At 69.3% G+C, this 18,677-nt stretch carries 11 protein-coding genes; 3 read left to right on the top strand and 8 right to left on the bottom strand.

What is annotated here, in order from left to right; genetic code table 11:
• Positions 1-7: 7 nt before the first annotated feature.
• Entirely contained in the window at positions 8-481 is a 474-nt protein-coding gene (bcp, locus tag OQ968_RS06945) for a thioredoxin-dependent thiol peroxidase (RefSeq protein WP_324676648.1), read from the top strand.
• Here bcp and OQ968_RS06950 read toward each other — a convergent pair.
• The 4 genes from OQ968_RS06950 to OQ968_RS06965 form a co-directional block, all read right to left on the bottom strand.
• Positions 478-1,821, bottom strand: a complete 1,344-nt coding sequence (locus OQ968_RS06950; protein ID WP_324676062.1) for a dipeptidase — start codon at positions 1,819-1,821, stop codon at positions 478-480. The genes bcp and OQ968_RS06950 overlap by 4 nt on opposite strands.
• Positions 1,822-1,870: 49 nt before the next feature.
• On the bottom strand, positions 1,871-2,263 hold the full coding sequence (locus OQ968_RS06955) for a holo-ACP synthase (protein WP_324676064.1): 393 nt from the start codon (positions 2,261-2,263) through the stop codon (positions 1,871-1,873).
• A gap of 28 nt (positions 2,264-2,291) precedes the next feature.
• Entirely contained in the window at positions 2,292-11,549 is a 9,258-nt protein-coding gene (locus OQ968_RS06960; protein WP_324676066.1) for a polyketide synthase, read from the bottom strand.
• Positions 11,550-12,104: 555 nt separating this feature from the next.
• A complete protein-coding gene (locus OQ968_RS06965; RefSeq protein WP_324676068.1) occupies positions 12,105-12,827 on the bottom strand; it encodes a DUF1906 domain-containing protein in 723 nt (240 codons plus the stop codon).
• A 203-nt stretch (positions 12,828-13,030) separates the two neighbouring features.
• Between OQ968_RS06965 and OQ968_RS06970 the strand changes: the two genes are divergently transcribed.
• Positions 13,031-14,185: an aromatic ring-hydroxylating oxygenase subunit alpha gene (locus tag OQ968_RS06970; RefSeq protein WP_324676069.1), complete on the top strand. Its 1,155-nt coding sequence runs from the start codon at positions 13,031-13,033 to the stop codon at positions 14,183-14,185.
• A 37-nt stretch (positions 14,186-14,222) separates the two neighbouring features.
• Here the strand turns inward: OQ968_RS06970 and OQ968_RS06975 are convergent, their stop codons facing one another.
• Complete coding sequence (locus tag OQ968_RS06975; RefSeq protein ID WP_420715860.1) at positions 14,223-15,587, bottom strand: secreted hydrolase; 1,365 nt, start codon at positions 15,585-15,587, stop codon at positions 14,223-14,225.
• Positions 15,588-15,674: 87 nt separating this feature from the next.
• On the opposite strand from OQ968_RS06975, the gene OQ968_RS06980 reads away from it, so the two are divergent.
• Positions 15,675-17,144 carry an aldehyde dehydrogenase gene (locus OQ968_RS06980; RefSeq protein ID WP_324676071.1) on the top strand — a complete coding sequence of 490 codons (1,470 nt, stop codon included), beginning with the start codon at positions 15,675-15,677 and terminating at the stop codon, positions 17,142-17,144.
• A 64-nt stretch (positions 17,145-17,208) separates the two neighbouring features.
• On the opposite strand, the gene OQ968_RS06985 is transcribed toward OQ968_RS06980, so the two are convergent.
• The 3 genes from OQ968_RS06985 to OQ968_RS06995 are packed head-to-tail and all read right to left on the bottom strand — an operon-like array spanning position 17,209 to position 18,618.
• On the bottom strand, positions 17,209-17,715 hold the full coding sequence (locus OQ968_RS06985; RefSeq protein ID WP_324676073.1) for a hypothetical protein: 507 nt from the start codon (positions 17,713-17,715) through the stop codon (positions 17,209-17,211).
• Positions 17,708-18,148: a MaoC family dehydratase gene (locus OQ968_RS06990; protein ID WP_324676075.1), complete on the bottom strand. Its 441-nt coding sequence runs from the start codon at positions 18,146-18,148 to the stop codon at positions 17,708-17,710. The genes OQ968_RS06985 and OQ968_RS06990 overlap by 8 nt, the downstream gene beginning before the upstream one ends.
• Positions 18,145-18,618, bottom strand: a complete 474-nt coding sequence (locus OQ968_RS06995; protein ID WP_324676652.1) for an FAS1-like dehydratase domain-containing protein — start codon at positions 18,616-18,618, stop codon at positions 18,145-18,147. The genes OQ968_RS06990 and OQ968_RS06995 overlap by 4 nt, the downstream gene beginning before the upstream one ends.
• Positions 18,619-18,677 lie beyond the last annotated feature (59 nt).

An 18,677-nucleotide genomic window follows, 5' to 3' on the forward strand; every position in this document is an offset into this window, starting at 1 on the left:
ACCCATGTTGACCGAGACCAAGCGGCTTGCCCCGGGCGACAAAGCGCCCGCCTTCAGCCTGCCCGACGCCGACGGCAAGACCGTGAAGCTGTCCGACTACCGGGGGCGCCGCGTCGTCGTGTACTTCTATCCGGCGGCGATGACCCCGGGCTGCGCCAAGCAGGCCTGCGACTTCCGCGACAACCTGCACGAACTCAACGACGCCGGACTCGACGTCATCGGCATCTCCCCCGACAAGCCGGAGAAGCTGGCGAAGTTTCGGGACAAGGAGAAACTGACGTTCCCGCTGCTGTCGGATCCCGACCGCAAGGTGCTGACGGCCTGGGGCGCCTACGGCGAGAAGCAGATGTACGGCAAGACCGTCCAGGGCGTGATTCGTTCCACCTTCGTGGTCGACGAGAACGGCAAGATCGCCGTCGCGCAGTACAACGTGAAGGCCACCGGCCACGTCGCGAAACTTCGGCGCGACCTGTCGGTCTAGATCCCTCGCTCGGCGAGGTTGGCGAGCAGCAGCGCCTCGGCCGTGGCCGCGCGTTCCAGCACGCCAAGGTGCAGGCTCTCGTTGATGCTGTGCGCCTGGGTCGCCGGGTCTTCGACGCCGGTGACGAGGATCTTCGCCTGCGGGAATGCGGCCGCGAACTCGGCGATGAACGGGATCGAGCCGCCCATGCCCATGTCGATCGGCTCGACGCCCCATGCCTGGCGAAACGCCGCCCGCGCGGCGTCGTAGACCGGGCCGCTGGCGTCGATGGCGTAGGGCTGGCCGAGCTCGCCGGGGGTGACGGTCACCTGCGCGCCCCAGGGGGCATGTTGCCGCAGATGAGCGGTCAACGCTTCCAGATGCGCTTCCGCGTCGCCGCCCGGCGCGAGGCGCATGCTGACCTTGGCCCGGGCCCGCGGGATCAGCGTGTTCGACGCCGCCGCAACCGATGTGGTGTCGATGCCGATCACGGTGATCGCCGGCTTGGCCCACAGCCGCTGCGGCACCGGGCCCGAGCCGATCTCGGACACCCCGTCCAGCAAGCCGGATTCGGCGCGCACCCGCTCGGCCGGGTAATCGACCGGCGCGGCGGTACTTTCGTGCAAGCCGGCGACGGCGACGTTGCCGTCGTCGTCGTGCAGGCTGGCCAACAGCCGTACCAGCGCGCTCAGCGCATCGGGCACGACGCCGCCCCACAGGCCGGAGTGCAGCCCGTGGTCGAGCGTGGCGACCTCGACCACGCAGTCGACCAGGCCGCGCAGCGACACCGTCAACGCCGGGGCGGCGACGCTCCAGTTGTCCGAGTCGGCGATCACGATCACGTCGGCGGCCAGCGCGTCGCGATGGGCCGCCAGCAGCCGGCCCAGTGACGGCGATCCGGATTCCTCCTCGCCCTCGACGAAGACGGTCACACCGACCGGCGGTTGGCCCCCATGCGCGCGGAACGCCGCCAAATGCGTTGCGATACCGGCCTTGTCGTCGGCGCTGCCGCGGCCGTAGAGCCGGCCGCCGCGTTCGGTGGGCTCGAAGGGCGGGGACGTCCACTGGCCGCGGTCACCCTCGGGCTGGACGTCGTGGTGGGCATACAACAGCACGGTGGGCGCACCCGCGGGCGCCGGGTGCCGGGCGATGACCGCGGGGGCGCCGCCCTCGCTGACGATCCGCACGTCGTCAAAACCCGCCTGCGACAACAGGTCCGCCACCGCTTGGGCGCTGCGGTGTACCTCGTCGCGGCGGCCGGGGTCGGCCCACACCGATTCGATGCGCACCAGGTCCTCGAGGTCGCGGCGCACCGACGGCAACACGTCGCGGACGCGCTCGGTGATCTCGCGAGCAGACATAAAAGCCCCTCTTTTCCGGCGTGTCGTGGTGCTTTTGCGTCTGTTCGCGCTAGGGGGTCTCCAGGATGGCGACCGCGGCGGCGGTATCGCCCTCGTGCGTCAGCGACACATGGATCGTCACGTCGGCCAGATGCGTGGCGATGTCCCCGGTCAGCCGCACCCGCGGCCGCCCCCACATGTCGGTGACCACCTCGATGTCGCGGTGGATGTCCTCCGGCAACACCGGGCGCTGGGCGAACCGTGATCCCGACCAAGCCTTGATCACCGCCTCCTTCGCGGCCCAGCGCGCCGCCAGGTGACGCGCCGCCGACGAACTCTTGTCCGAGGCGTCGCGGCGCTCACCCGGGGTGAACGTCTCGGAGAACACGGTTCCCGGCTGGTCGACCTGCTCGGCGAAATCAGGGATGGAGACGAGGTCGATCCCCACACCGACGATGCCCATGGCAGGCCAGGTTAACGGACGACCGGGGTCATCCGGCAGGGACCTCGTAGGCCTCGTCATCACCCAGCCGGGCGTCCGGATTCAGCAGCATCGCCGCCTCCTGCCGCTTCTCCGGAGCGTGGTGGTCGAAGCGACGGTCCGCCGGCCGCTCGTACATCGGCGCACCGCCGGCGATGGCCGAGGCCAGCCGGCGCTGGCCGGCCAGCAGGCGTGCCTGTGCGCGCCGCTGGTAGGCCTCGCGCTGATCCGGGTCCAGCGCGGCGATGAACGCCTGCGGGTGGACCAGCGCGACCAACCCGGACACGTGGCCGAACCCGAGGCTGGTCACCAAGCCGGCCTTGAGCGGGAACCTCCCGCCGAGCCGCAGCGTGTCGCGCACCCACACGAAGTGCGCTGAGCCGGCCAGCTCGTCGTCGACGCAATCCAGGCTGCGGTTGGGCGGGATCACCCCGTCGCGCAGCATCTGGCACAGGCCCATCATCTGGAAGACCGCCGCGCCGCCCTTGGCGTGGCCGGTGAGGCTCTTCTGCGACACGACGAACAGCGGGGCGCCCTCGGAGCGGCCCAACGAGTCCGCCAGCCGCTCGTGCAGCTCGGTCTCGTTGGGATCGTTGGCCAACGTCGAAGTGTCGTGTTTGGAGACCACCGCGACGTCGTCGGCGCCCACCTCCAGCTTGGCCAGCGCGCGCGCCAGCGGGGAGTCCTGGCCGCCGCGGCCCGCGGCCAGCGCGCCCAGGCCGGGCGCCGGAATCGAGGTGTGCACGCCGTCGCCGAACGACTGCGCGAACGCCACCACCGCGAGCACCGGCAGGCCCATCTTGAGCGCCAGATCGCCACGCGCCAGCAGGATGGTCCCCCCACCCTGGGCCTCGACGAAGCCCAACCGGCGCCTGTCGTTGGGCCGGGAGAACTTCGAGTCGTCGATGCCGCGGCCGCGCATCATCGCGGTGTCGGCGGTGGCCGCCATGTCACCGAAGCCGATGATGGCCTCCAGCGTCAGGTCATCCAGGCCGCCGGCCACCACCAGTTCGGCCTTGCCCAGCCGGATCTTGTCGACGCCCTCCTCGACCGACACCGCCGCCGTGGCGCAGGCCGCCACCGGGTGGATCATCGATCCGTAGCTGCCGACATAGGACTGAACCACGTGCGCGGCAACAACATTCGGCAGCACTTCCTGCAGGATGTCGTTCGGCTTGTTCCGGCCCAACAGGTTGCCGTGATACATGGTCTGCATGGACGTCATGCCGCCCATCCCGGTGCCCTGCGTGCTTGCCACCTGGCTCGGATGCACGTAGCGCATCACTTCGGCCGGGCTGAATCCTGCAGACAGGAACGCATCGACGGTCGCGACAATGTTCCACAACGCCACCCGGTCAATGGAACTCGCCATGTCGGGGCTGATGCCCCACACCGTCGGGTCGAACCCGGTCGGAATCTGGGCGCCGACGACGCGCGACAGCTTGGTCTTGCGCGGAACCCGGATCTCGGTGCCGGCCTTGCGGATCACCTGCCAGTCGGTCGAGTCGGGCACCGGCCGGATGACGGTGTGCTCGGGGTCGAACTCGACGAACGCGCGAGCATCGGCCTCCGACGACACCACGAAGGCGAAGTCCTTGTCCAGGAACACCGACACCAGCAACGGGGACGCGTGATCGGGGTCGATCGCGCCGTCGTCGACGAACTCGCGAATGCCGCAGCGCTGCACGACCGTGTCGTGGTAGCGCTCGACCAGTTCCGACTCGTCGACCAGCTCACCGGATTCGGTGTCGTACCAACCCGGTTGGGGGTCGTCCTCCCAGCGCACCAGCCCGGTGGTCCACGCCAGCTCGAGCACTCCGGCCGCCGACAGCTCGTTGTCGACCTCCATCTCGAACCGGGTGCGCGACGAACCGTACGGGCCGAGTTCGGCGCCGCCGACGATCACCACCAGGTCGGCCGGGTCGACGTCGAGGTCGTCCCATTGCGGGGGCGGCGCCGGGGTGTAACCGCGCGGCGGCGACGGCAGCGCGGCGATGGTGCCCTCGGTTGACTCGTCGTCGGAAACCGCCTCGGCCGACATCTCCTCGCGGGCCTTGGCGGCCAACTCGGCCATGTCGAGGTCGGCCTCGCCGAGCCCGCCGGTCAGGTCCGCCTCGATGGGCTTGGCCGCCGCGGCGACCTTGGACTCCACGTCGCACAGGCCGAGCAGCATCGCGGCCATCTCGTCGGTGGAGTAGGTGGTGACGCCGGCCTGTTCGACGGCGTCGACGATGGCGTCGTTGTGCCCCATCAACCCGGTGCCCCGCGTCCAGCCAATCAGCGCGTGCGCCAGGCTGACTCGCGCCGCCCACGACGACTCGGCGTGCCAGCGGCTCACCAGCGCGTCCAGTGCCGACTTGGCCTCGCCGTAGGCGCCGTCACCGCCGAACATTCCGCGGTTGGGCGACCCGGGCAGCACCACGTGCAGCCGCGACGCGATGTCGCGCTCGGAGCCGATCTTCGACAGCCCGCCGATCAGCCGTTGCACCGCCCACAGCAGCACCTTCATCTCCATCTCGGAGCGCGAACCGGCCTCCGACAGGTCGCCGACCACCCGCGGGGCCGCGAACGGGAACAGCAGCGTCGGGGTCTGCGCGTCCTTGATGTGAATCGACTGTGGCCCAAGGCTTTCGATCTGCTCGGTGCCGACCCATTCGACCAGGGCATCGATGTCGGAGTAGGACGCCATGTTGGCGGCGACCACCCACAGGGCGGCGCCGTAGCGGGCGTGGTCGCGGTACAGCGACCGGTAGAACGCCAGCCGCTCGTCGTCGAGCTTCGAGGTCGTTGCGATGACGGTCGCGCCGCCGTCGAGCAGTCGCGCGACGACCGATGCCGCGATCGAGCCCTTGGAAGCGCCTGTCACGACGGCGATTTCGCTGCTGTAGGGGCCGGGGTCCGGGTTCTCGGCGCCGGCGGCGATCCGGCCGTACAGCGATGCGTGGACCTGACGGCCCGCGGCCAGCGCCTTGCCCTGCCACCAGGTGGCCTGGGTGGCCACGACATGCCCGGTGCCCTCGAACCTCTCGGAGAGCCGCGCCCAGTCCGCGTCGATGTCGCCCTCGTCGGCGAGCCACAGCTTGACCAGGTCCTCACGGGCGCTGGCCCAGCGGTCGTCGAACAGGACGGCCTTCTTGGCGTCGAACACCGGCGCCACCAGGCGCGGCCAGTCCGCGCCCAATTCGAGGGTGACCAGGTCGATGAGTTCGGCGTCGGTGGCCGCCGGCAACGCGCTCACCGGGTCGTCGTGGCCCAGCTGGCCCAGGATCAGGCGCGCCGCCGAGGCGAGCACCCCGTCGCGACCGGTGATCTGGTCGGTGAACTCGCTCAGCGCGGCCGCGTCGATGGTCGCACCGCCACCGCCGCCCGCCGACGGCAGCGCCACCGAAATGCCGCGGCGCGCGGCGACCGACGCGACCGCGGCGTCGATGACCTTGTCCACGGAGGCGGCGTCGGCCAACGCGCCCTCGTGCAGGTGGCCCATCGCGCCGCCACGAACGCTGGTTCCCTCGCGCGTTCCCAGCGCGACCTCGACCGTGACGTGCTTGGCCCAGCCGTCGCCGAGCTCCCAGGTCTTCTTGACGCGCTCGGCGATGGCGGCGGGTCGCTTGCCCGACGGACCCAGGACCGTACGCAGCTGATCGTTGATGGCGTCGGAAAGCACTGGGCCATAAGGCTTGTACGTGCGCGCCAGCTTGGTGACCTGGGACCGCAGTCCGGCCAGGTCGGCCTCGGCGGCGCCGTCGATGGCGCCCAGGTTCAATTCCGAGCCGAGGTCCACCAGCAGCTGGTTGCGCCGCGACGACGCACCGTCGGTGATGGACTCAATGGAGTCGAGTTCCTCGATCTGGTCGATGCGCATCTTGGCCGACAGCGCGATCAGCGCCAGGGTCGCGTCGGCGGCGTCGAACGCGATGTCGTCGGGCCGAGCCCCGCCCGACGGAGCCGTCGGCGCAGCGGAAGGGGCCGCCGGAGCGGCCTCGACGGCGGCGGCTTCCGGCGCGGCCGTACTGGGCTCGTCTTCGGGCTCCGGCTCGGGGTCGGTGTCGGTGGCGAACAGCACCGCCGCGTCGCGCTCGGCGTTGAGCACTTCGACTGTGCTGTGGGCATATTCGGGCAGCTTGAGGGTATTGGTGGCCAGCCCGGCGACGGTCGGCGCCGACTTCACGCCGATCTCCACGAACCGCTCCACGCCCAGGCCACCCGCGGCCTCCTCGATGAACAACAGGTCCTGGGTTTCGATCCAGCGCACCGGGCTGGCGAACTGCCACGCCAGCAGCTCGATCAACAGTTTGCGGGCGAGCTCACGCGGCTTCTCGTTACGCCAGGTGTCGTAGTCGGCGAGGATCTCGTCGAGCGGCTCGGCGGGCACCAGATCCCGGACCTCCTGGATGAAGTCGCGGTCCAGCGTGAACGGCCGCGGCACCAGGTTCGGGATGTAGCGCCCGATGATGATGTCGGGATCCTTGTCGCGCGGCATGACCCGCTCCAGCGAACGGCGGAACTCGGCGACCCCGACCCGCAGCACCCGCGAGTGGAACGGCACGTCGATGCCGGGCACCAGGATGAACGAGCGCCGCCCGCCGCTGAGCTCGCGGCGGCGTTCGACCTCGGCCTCCAGCGCTTCCAAACCGCGCACCGTGCCGGCGATCGCGTACTGCGAGCCGCGCAGGTTGAAGTTCACGATCTCCAGGAATTCGCCTGTGCTCTCGGCGATTCCGGCCACGAATGCGGGAACCTCGTCGTCGGGCAGGTCGATCTGCGAGGGCCGGATCGCGGCCAACCGGTAGTTGGAGCGGCCCAGGTCGTCGCGCGGCACGATGTCGTGCATCTTCGAGCCGCGGTGAAACACCATCTCCAGCAAGGCTTCCAGCTCGTAGATGCCCGTCACGCAGGCCAGCGCCGTGTACTCGCCGACGGAGTGGCCGCACGCGATGGCGCCTTCGACGAAGGCGCCCTGCTCGCGCATCTCGGCGACCTGGGCCTCGGCCACCGTCGCCATCGCGACCTGGGTGAACTGCGTCAGGTAGAGCACGCCCTCGGGGTGGTTGTAGTGCACGCCGTTGGCGATGATGCTGGTCGGGTTGTCGCGCACCACGTGCAGCACCGAGAAGCCCAGCGTGTCGCGGGTGAACTTGTCGGCGCGGTCCCATACCTTGCGGGCGGCCTTGGACCGGGCCCGCACCTCCATGCCCATGCCCTTGTGCTGGATGCCCTGGCCGGGGAACGCATAGACCGTCTTGGGCGCGGCCAGCCGCGCCGTGGCCGACATCACCAGATCCGATCCGATGCGCGCGGCCACCTCCAAAACCTCTGCGCCCTGGTCGATCCCGACGCGGTCGACGCGGAAGTCGACCTCGTCACCCGGACGGACCATGCCCAGGAACCGGGCGGTCCAGCCGATCAGCCGGGCCGGCGGGCGGGCTTGACCGTCGGTTGCGGTCGCCGCGTGCTGCGCGGCGGCCGACAACCACATGCCGTGCACGATGGGCGATTCCAGGCCGGCCAGCAGCGCGGCCGCCCGGTCGGTGTGAATCGGGTTGTGGTCACCGGACACCACCGCGAACGGGCGCATGTCGACCGGCGCGGTCAGCGTGACGTCGCGGCGGCGACGGCGCGGGGTGTCGGTGGCGTTCTCGGAGACCGCGCCGCCGGCCCGGACCGGGTCGGCGAGTTCCGCGGCTCCGGTGCGCCCGAGGATCGCGAACCGCTCGGCGAGGGTGGCGATCACAGCGCCGTCGGCGTCGGACGCGCCCCTGATGGTCACCGAGACCGGGACAACGCGGCCCATCTCCGTGTCGGTCGCCGGAGAAGCCGTTGCGCTGATCGTCAATTGGGCCGGATCCCTCGGCAGCGCGCCGACCATGTGGACGGCGTGGTCCAGGTGCACCAGGCTCAGCAGCCCCTCGACCACCGGGACACCGGCGTCGGTGACCGCGGAGCCGATGGCCGCGAAAACCGCGGGCCAGCAAAGGCCTACGAGCGCGTCCGGCACGGTGGTGAGGCTGGGCGCCAGCGGCTCACCGAAGGTGGCCGTGACCCCGGTGTGGTCGGCGACGCGCTCGGGATCCCAGTCGACAGTGACGGTCGCGGTCCCCTCGACGACCCGGGGCAGCAGCTCCGGCCCGTCGACGCCGGCGGCGATCGCCAGGACCGCGCGCATGGCGGTGGTGGCGGCCTCGGTGGACACCACCGGGATGCCGCCGTCAAGTGTGTTGGCGGGCAACGTGAATGGGATCTCGACCCAGACGCCGGACACGGGCACGCTGAGCACGACCTGCTCGGTGCCGGCGCCGTCGTCGGACGTGACCTGCAGCCGCGCGCCGGTGGATGAGTGTGTGGCGCGCGGGCTTTCGGCTCCTTCAGAGCCTGAGTGCACCAGCCAGTCGGCCGGGTCGGCGATGCGATGGACGGGGTTGGTGGTGGTGCGCCCGGCCCACATCACGTCGGGGGCGTCGAGCACGACGGCCAGCGGCCCGGTCACGTCGGGGCGGCCCAGCCGGCGCGACCGCACGGCCGTCGGCTCCGCCCCGCCGGCAAGCACCTCGTCGATGGCGGCCTGCTCGAAGCGGTCGAGCAGCTCACCGACGGGTTCGTCCATCCGGGTGATGCCGGCGACCGACGCGGTGCCCGGGATGATGCACACCTGGTCGGCCTCGTAGCGGGCGTCGTGTGCCTGCCACAGCGAGTCGCTGCGCCACCAGCGCCGGACGTCCTTGTCGATGACGGGCACGAAGTTGACCGGCTTGCCCAGCGTCTTGCACAGCGTGACGAAGAACGGCACATCGGCCGGATGCAGTTGCACGGATTCGGCGTCGGGGTAGTGCTGCAGCAGCGTGTCGATGGCGCGGTCGGGAGTCTCCAGCAACCCGTCGTCGTTGAACAGGGTCTCGATCGGCCCGAAATCCTTTGCGTGCAAACGCGCCTCGGCGCGCTGCAGCATCTGCTGGAAGCGGTCGCGCCAGGTGTCGGCCAGCCAGGGGCTGCCGGGCGAGGCGGTGTCGGCCGTCGAGTTGCCCTCGCCGATGGTCAGCTCCACGTAGCGCCGCAGCCACTGCAGGTAGGTCATCTCGGCGACGTCACCGAAGTACGGCTTGGCCGTGTTGGCCATGGCCGCGATGATCTCGTCGCGACGCTCCGCGACCGCCTCCGCGTCGCCGGCGACCTCGTCGAGCAGCCGGCCGCAGCGCGAGGCGGCGTTGTCGATCTCGTGGATGTCCGCGCCGAGCTGGCTGCGGCTGGAAGCCATGCCGCCCTGGGCTTTTCCGGCGCTGATCCACTGGTCGGTGCCCTGCGTCTCGACCAGCATGCGCTTGACCGACGGCGACGTGGTGGATTCCAGCGTGGCCATGGCAGCGGTGCCGACCAGGATGCCGTCGATCGGCATCAGCGGGAAGCCGTAGGACTGCGCCCAGCGGCCGGACAGGTATTCGGCCGCCCGTTCGGGGGTGCCGATGCCGCCGCCGACGCAGACGGTGATGTTGGGGCGCGACCGCAGCTCCGAGTAGGTCGCCAGCAACAGGTCGTCGAGGTCCTCCCAGGAGTGGTGGCCGCCCGCGCGCCCGCCCTCGACGTGCGCGATCACGGGCTTGGTGGGCACCTCGGTCGCGATGCGGATGACGGCGCGGATCTGCTCGACGGTGCCCGGCTTGAACACGACGTGGCTGATGCCGACGTCGTTGAGCTCGTCGATCAGCTCGACGGCTTCCTCGAGATCCGGGATGCCGGCGCTGATCACCAGGCCGTCGATCGCCGCGCCGGATTGGCGGGCCTTTTGCACCAGGCGCTTGCCGCCGACCTGCAGCTTCCACAGGTACGGGTCGAGGAACAGCGCGTTGAACTGGTAGGTGCGGCCGTCCTCGAGCAAGCCGGACATCTCCTCGATCCGGTTGGCGAAGATCTCCTCGGTGACCTGCCCGCCGCCGGCCAGCTCGGCCCAGTGACCCGCGTTGGCCGCCGCGGCGACGATCTTGGCGTCGACGGTGGTCGGGGTCATGCCGGCCAGCAGGATCGGCGACCGCCCGGTCAGCCGGGTGAACTTCGTCGACAGCTTGACCCTGCCGTCGGGAAGGCGGACCACGGTCGGGGCGTAGCTCGACCAGGCCCGGGCGACCTCGGGGGTGGCCCCGACGGTGAACAGGTTGCGCTGACCGCCGCGGGTCGCCGCCGGCACGATGCCGATGCCCAGGCCGCGGATCACCGGCGCGGTCAGCCGGGTGAGGATGTCGCCAGGCCCCAGGTCGATGATCCAGCGCGCGCCGGCCTCGTGCACCCGGTTGATCTCGTCCACCCAGTCGACCCCGCGCACCAGGATCGCCTCGGTCAGCTCGCGGGCCAGCGCGACGTCGAGGCCGACCTTCTCGGCCCAGCCGCCGACGATGTCGATGCCGTCGGCCAGCCGCGGCGTGTGGAAGCCCACCTCCACCTGCACGGGATCGAAGACGGGCGCGAAGACGTCGCCGCCGCGGACCTTGTTCTTGCGGTCGGCCTCCTCTTTCTCGGAGATCTGCTGGCAGTAGAGCTCGAATCGGGACAGCTGCTCCGGGGTGCCGGTGATCACGACCGAGCGCCGGCCGTTGCGGATCGACAGCACCGGCGGCAGCACGGTGCGAACGTCCTGGGCGAACTCGTCGAGTAGCAGGCGGATGCGCTCGGGGTCGGCGTTGGTGACCGACACCATCGGCGGACGATCACCGAGGACGGAAATGCCGCGCCGACGCGCCACCAGCGTCCCGGCCGCACCGATCAGCTGGGCCATCGCCAGCAACTCTGCGTCGCGCGCGCCCGCCGCCTTGAACGCCTCGACGGCCAGCACACCCTGCGAATGCCCGGCGACGGCCACCGGAGGTGTCGCGACCCAGTCCATACCCTGGCGCGCCAGGGCACGCCCGGCCGCAACCTGGGTGAGCAGCACGCCCGGTATCGACACCGCGGCCGACGTCAGGTGCTTCTCCGAGGGAACCGGGTCGCCGGCCGCCAGCGCGCGGACCCACTGCAGCGGCTCGAAACCGATCGGGCGCACCACGACCAGCTCCTTGGCCACCGGCTCGAGCAGCAGCTCCACCTCGCCGACCAGTGTCGCCAGGTCGGTTTCGATCCCGGCCGACGAGACGAGTTCCTCCAGGGTCTCCAGCCAGGCGCTCCCCTGGCCGCCGAAGGCGACGGCGTACGGCTCACCGGCCGTCAGGCGGTCGACCAGAGCATGGGTGCTGTGCGGGATGTTCCCGTCGCGGTCAGCGGACACCCTGTCGTGCTCGTGGATCGTCACCTTCTATGTCTCCCCTGTATGCGTCTTTACGTATCGGTTCGCTCGGCCGGTTCCGCACCGGCCTGCGGGACCCGTCGTTTCGATTCCCCGTCGAATCGCAGCCGAGAAACGGCTGACCGGTGTCGTGTCGGCGGGCCGCCCCCTGGGCCGAACGGCGCGACGGACTGCATCGGCTGCACTAAGAGTGTCATAAGGATCAGTGCCCTTTTTGCATGTTGAGCAGTTACTGGTGAGTTCTACGCATGGGTAACCGTGTTGTGGGTAACACCGCGTTCACCCGAGGCCGCGAGCGCCGCAAACAAACGTCCTGCATGCAGGTGGTTACGGTCGAGTAGCCATAACTGCGCTGGTTAAGGCAGTTTTGTTATCAAATCGTTATGTTAAAAATTCGGGCTCCGACGAGCGCCCGGCGGCGCGTTCGGCGGGCCGTCGCGCGATTTTCCGCGGCAGCGCCGCCCGAGCAACGGCGAACGAGTGTTTGCTGGAGCGGGCGACGCCGGGGCCCGATGGGACCCGATCAGCGGGCCGGGGCGCCTCCGGGTCGGCGCGGGATGACTAGACCCACTGCCCGAATTGCGGCTTGAGGATTTCGTTGATGTCCACCCCGACCCCGCCGACGCTGCGCTTATCGATCTCGACCTGGTGCAAATGCGCGGCCGGATGGGTGAACCCCTTCGGCGAGCCCCAGTTGTGCTGCCAGAAATACGAGCCCAGGCCGTCGTGCAGCGCCCAGTCGATCGTCTTCGAATTGGCGTAAACGCCCGTCCGCTGATGCCCGACGACGGACTCCCAAGACCGCAGGTACGGGACAATCTGGCTTTTGTACTGCTCATAGGACGGATCGTCGTCGATCGACGCGTAGATCGGGGCGCTGGCCGGGCCACCGGCGGCGGCGTGCAACTGCATGCCGCGCTGCGCGTGCTGCAGGCCGGCGCCGGCGCCGCCCAGCCAGTCGGCGGTGCTGCCCTTGCCGTACTGGTAGCACGACACGATTTTCAGCCCGTTGCTGTTCAGGTCATGCGCCTCGGCGAGTCCGATCGGCTTGCCCAGCATCCAGTTGCCGCCGGGGCGCCGGTCGGACACGTACCTGATCGAGCCGACGGCGCCCGCGGCCCTGACCTGGCTGGCGGGGATGACGCCGGCCGCATAGTCCAGCAGGGTGCCAAGTGACGCCGAGGCCGGCGCGGCGTGCAACGTAGGCGCCGCCACGCTCAGGCCGACTAGGGCGGGGGTGGCGGCCGCGAATTTGAGCAGGTCACGTCGCGAAACCGATGACACAAGCCACAGGGTACGGCATAAACACCAGGAGACACACTGGCCACAGGAGTCACATGTGTATCACATTGCCGCAACGCCGGTGCCGACTGCCCCAAGCGCCGCATAGCCGGTTCTCGACGCCTTGCTTTCACTATAAAGTTAATAAAGTTAGCGCGAAGTACAGCTAGTCCGAGAACCGAACGCGATTGCAGGGGGCTTTTCAGATGGATCGCGACCAGCTCATCGACCTGACCCGGCGGGCCCTGAAGCTCGCCCGCGACAAGACCACCGACCTCGCGCCGGGCGAGCACACGATCGACGCGGCCGACTACACCTCACTCGAGCGACACGACCGCGACCGGGCCCTGCTGCTGGCGACCCCCCAACTGGTCGGCTACGTCTCGGAGCTTCCCGCTGCCGGGGCCTACTGCACCAAGACGGTGATGGGGCGATCGGTCCTGCTGACCCGGGCGTCCGACGGGACGGTCAGGGCGTTCGACAACGTCTGCCTGCACCGGCAGTCACGGGTGGTGACGGGCTGCGGCAGTGCCAAGCGATTCACCTGCCCGTATCACGCCTGGACCTACGACAACACCGGCAAGCTGGTCGGGCTGCCGGGCCGCGAGGGTTTCCCGGACGTCACCGTCAGGTCCGACGGCCTGACCGAGCTTCCAGCCGCCGAATTCGCCGGATTCCTTTGGGTGGCACTGAATCCCGGCGCTACCCTGGACATCGCCGCGCACCTGGGGCCGCTGGCCGACGAACTCGACTCGTGGGGCATCGGGCGATGGTCTCCGCTGGGCGAGAAGGTGCTTGACTGCCCGATCAACTGGAAGCTGGCGGTCGACAGCTTCGCCGAGAACTACCATTTCGCCACTGTCCACCAGCAGACCTTCGCCAGGATCGCGCGCAGCAACTGCACGGTCTTCGACGCGTACGGGCCGCATCACCGGTTGATATTCCCGCTCAACACGATTCTCGAATTGGACAACGTTCCCGAAGACCAGTGGGATCCCTTCCACAACATGGTCGTGATCTACGCGCTGTTCCCCAACATCGTGCTGTCGGTGACGATCGCCAACGGTGAGCTGTTCCGCATCTACCCGGGCGACCGACCGGGCCGGTCCATCACCGTCCACCAGAACTCGACGCCGCTGGACCTGTCCGACGAATCCGTGGCCGCCGGGGCGCAGGCCGTCTTCGAGTACGCGCATGCCACCGTGCGCGACGAGGACTACCGGCTGGTCGAGGGCCTACAGGCCAACCTCGAGTCGGGCGCCCGCGATCGATTGCGGTTCGGCCGCAACGAGCCGGGGCTGCAGCATCGCCACGTCACCTGGGCCGAGGCGCTGGCACGCTCAGCTACGCCGAAACTGTAGTTTTTCAGAGAAAGTGCGAGTAGACACCTGCAAATTGTCAGTCTCGGCGCGCAGTATCGACCGACAGTGCGGCGATAAGGTCGTCGAAAATGGTTGCCAGCGTGTCATTTTCACCGGGACGCGCGCCGGTCAACAGTTCAATGGCCTCGTCGCGCCGGCCAGCACCCACCAACGGCGCCAGCTCATCCACCGTCGCCTGCAGGCTTGGGGCGACGTCCGCGACCGTGGTGGCCAGCACCTCGACCAGCTCCCAATCCCGGTACAGCGCCAGCGAACGCTCGTTGAACGCGAAGCCGGTCACCGGTTTGCCCCACAGCGTTCCGCGGTAGCGGTACGGGCCCTCCATGTACTCGATCGGCAGGCCGTGCGCGGGGGCCGGCACCAGCGGCTCGCCGACGAGGTCGAGTTGCAGTGTGGCGCAGGTGATCCGGTGGCGGTCGGGCAGGTATCGGGCCGGCGCGGGCGGACGCACCAGCGGCCGCACCGATTCCGGCCATCGGACGTAGCTGCTGACCGTGACCTCGACGTCTTCGGCGCACGTCGGCGGCATGGCCGGGTCGGGGTAGCTCGCCGTCACGCCGGTGAACGGCTGCAGCGCATTGCCGTTCGTGCGGTCGAACTGCCGCCAGATGCTCAGGTCGACGCCGTTGTCGAAATTGATCGTGCGCCATTCGTGCGACCTGGCCCGCGGGTCTCCCCCGCTTCCCCCGCCGCCGGCGTACTTCGGGAACCACTGCCGGTCGATGTGCCCGCCGCTGCCCGACACCTGCTCCACCGCGTCCCCCCAGCGCAGGGTTCCGGTCATCGCCATTCCGGTCTGGAAATACGAGTAGGTGTCGGGCTGGCCGAAGCAGAATATCTTGCCGTTGTAGGTCGACGCGCCCACCGGTGTCGGTGCGCGCGTTGGCGTTACGGCCAGATCCAGTCGCATGGGCCGGCCGCGCTGGTCCTCGCCGACCAGGCTGACCCGATAGGTGTAGGGCAGCAGTTCCCCGTCGGCGTCGCGGCAGGCGATCCACGACGCGGTTCCCGCGCCGCAGTGGTAGGTGAGGTCGAGATAACCCTGGGCCATCGCGAGCTTGCGCTGCGCTCCCGGTTCCAGGTTGGCCGGCGGCATGTCGTAATCCGTGTAGGTGCCGTAGTCGCCGGAGTCCAGATCGAACAGCGCCATCGTGTAGAAGTCGGCGACGATCGTTCCCCCGGGCCGGTTCTTGTTGAAGATGGTCAGGAAGGCGAACGAGCGGCCGCTGTCGGCGGCGTCGAGTTGCCCGGCGAGAAACCAGGTGTCCGACTCCTGGTCGGGATGCTCGCCTTCGGCGGCGGGGAAATCCAGCTGGCTGTCCCCGGGCACCAACCGAAACGGGTAGGTGCGCCAGTCGTCCATGTCTCCGCCTGGGGCCATTGCCACGGCGCAATCCTGCTTTCTTCGCTATGTTAGCGTCAATAGCGAAGTTGCGGTCGCGGTCCCATTCCCCGAGGAAGTGCCCCGATGCCAGAAAATCCCGGCCATCGTTACTACGACGAACTGTTCATCGGGGGGCAGTGGCGCAAGCCCGCCAACCCGCAGCAGCTCGCCGTGATCTCACCCCACTCCGAGGAGCCGGTCGGCCACGTCCAGGTGGCCGGGCCCGAGGACGTCGACGCGGCCGTCGCCGCGGCGCGGCACGCTTTCGACCACGGCCCCTGGCCGCGGATGAGCCACGCCGACCGGATGGCCAAAGTCGAACAGCTCGCGGCGATCTACGCCGGACACCTCGACGAGATGGCAGAGCTGATCACCGACGAGATGGGCTCGCCGCGCAGCTTCAGCCGGCTCGGCCAGGCGGCCGCGGCGGCGTCGCTGATCCACCTCGCGCTGGCCACCGCCCGCGACTTTCCCTGGACGGAGCGCCGCCAGGGCGTGCTGGGCGAGGTACACCTGCGCAGGGCGCCCGTCGGGGTGGTCGCGGCGATCGTGCCGTGGAACGTGCCGCAATTCCTGATCATGCCCAAGCTGATCCCGGCCCTGATCGCGGGCTGCACGGTCATCGTCAAGCCGGCGCCCGAAACCCCTTTGGACGCTTTGTGGTTGGCGGAGATGATCGAGCAGATCGGCCTGCCCGAGGGCGTCGTTTCCGTGCTTCCCGGGGGCACCGACGTCGGCGAGGCGCTGGTGCGCCACCCCGGCGTGGACAAGGTCGCGTTCACCGGCTCCAGCGCCGTCGGGCGCCGGATCGCCACGCTGTGCGGGGAGCAGCTGAAACGCTACAGCCTGGAACTGGGCGGCAAGTCGGCGGCGATCATCCTCGACGACGCCGACATCGACAAGACGGTGGCCGGGCTGAAGACGGCCGGCCTGATGAACAACGGGCAGGCCTGCGTCGCCCAGACCCGGATCCTGGTCAGCGATCGGCGGCACGACGAGATCGTCGACGCGCTGGCCGCCATGATGTCGTCGCTGACCGTCGGCGACCCGGCCGACGAGTCGACGGACATCGGACCGCTTGTGGCCCAACGACAACAGCGCCGCGTCCAGGATTACATCCGGTCCGGCCAAAGCGAGGGCGCCCGCGTGGTCCTCGGCGGCGAAGACAGCCCGGCCCAGCGCGGCTGGTACGTGCGGCCCACGCTGTTCGCCGACGCCACCAACGACATGCGCATCGCCCGGGAGGAGATCTTCGGCCCGGTGTTGACCGTGCTGCGCTACCGTGACGAGGACGACGCGATCCGGATCGCCAACGAGAGCGACTACGGGCTGGCGGGTTCGGTGTGGACGGCAGACATCGCGCACGGCCTGGAGGTCGCGGCGGGTGTCCGCACCGGCACCTACGGCATCAACATGTACACGCTCGACATCGGCGCCCCGTTCGGCGGATTCAAGCAATCGGGCATCGGCCGCGAGTTCGGCCCGGAGGGCCTGCACGAGTACGTCGAGCTTCAGACGCTGGTCTGCAAGGGGCAACTGCCGCCGCTAGAGTAGCGCCGAAAGTGAAGTGGTTGCGAAAGATCGGGCGATTTTTCGCAACCACTTCACTTTCGGCGCGTCAGTGCGACCACGACGGGTCGCGGCCGAGCAGCGCGAGAAGCCTTGCCTGCGCATCGCTTTCGGCGGGCACGGCCACCGGCCCTTTGAACATTCCCGACGAGTGCAAGACCTCCGAATCCGCGGGCAAGTCGGCCAAGAACAGCTCACACCAACCGGGGTCGAGCCGATCGTCGGCCCCCACCGCGCGGGCCAGGTCCCAGCTGTGCACCAACACGTCGCGGGTCAGTTTCGGCATCACCGGTGGCGCCGGGTTGTTATCCATGGCTTCCTTCAGCGCGTCGTAGGTCAGTTGCCACCGCAACTGCGGATCTTCCCGCGGCCGGTCGGGTTTCAAGCCCAGCGGGCGCAACACGAGCACGTCGTGAAAACCGATCACGTGCTCCAGCACCGCGCGGGCGTCCCACTCGTCGCACGGGGAGCGACGCTCCCATCGGCCAGCCGCCGACGCGACGCCCTCGCCGAACCGCCGGCAGACCGCCAGGTGCAGTGCGGCCGCGTCAATCACCGGGCAGCTGCAACGTGAGCTCGACCGGACAGCACAGGGCGCCATGCTGATTGGTCACCTGGATCTCGACGTCGACCAGCCGGCGCGGCGGATCCACCGACGTGTCCTGCCGTTTGGCGACCGCCCGGCCGCGGCCGGTGATGGTGTCGCCGGCGTAGACCGAGCCGGCCAGCCGCAGCGAGCGGCGCACCACGCGACTGCCCGGGCCCGCCCAATCGGTTGCGACGCGGTCGGCGAACCCCGCGAGGTGCATGGTGTTGACGTAAATCGTCGGGTTTCCTTGGCCGCGAGCGTATTCCGGGTCGAAGTGGCCCGGGAAGTAGTCCCATGTTGCCCCGGCGTTCTCCACCACCCGCTGGTAGCTGATGTGGTCGACCACCTCGGGCAGCTCCGCGGGGACGCTGACGTCGTTCCAGTCCAGATCGCCGCTCACGCGGATTCCCCGGGGGTGAACCGGAATAGCGTGTTCCGGCACCTGGCAACGACGGTCCCGTCCTGCCGACGATAGGTCTCCAGCGTTTGGACGAAATGACCAACACCGAGCCGGGTCCGCTTTTCCGGCGACACCGACACCAGTTCCTCGACGACGGTGAGCAGGTCGCCCTCGATGATCGGCTCCGGAAATTCGACGTCGTTGGCCGCGTTGATGAATGTGTTGCCGGGCAAGGGAACCCGAAGCACCATCGACGCCGCCGGCGGTCGGCCCTCCGGTTCCCAGGGCGGGGGTATCAGCCATCCCATCAGCAGGGCCGGCGGGGCCAGCAGGCCTCCCCATCTCCGCCGGGCGAACTCGGCGTCCCAATACGAACGATTGCCGTCGTGAACCGTCGCGGCGAACAGCTGGATGCGCGCGCCGCTGACCGGGGTCCGCGCGGTTCGCGGTTCGCTCGCCGTGCCGACCATTCGCAGCGCATCCTCGTAGGTGCCGAAGGTCAGCTGGTAGCTGAGGTCGGAGTCCACGG

The organism is Mycobacterium sp. 663a-19, assembly GCF_035616495.1.
GTDB lineage: Bacteria > Actinomycetota > Actinomycetes > Mycobacteriales > Mycobacteriaceae > Mycobacterium.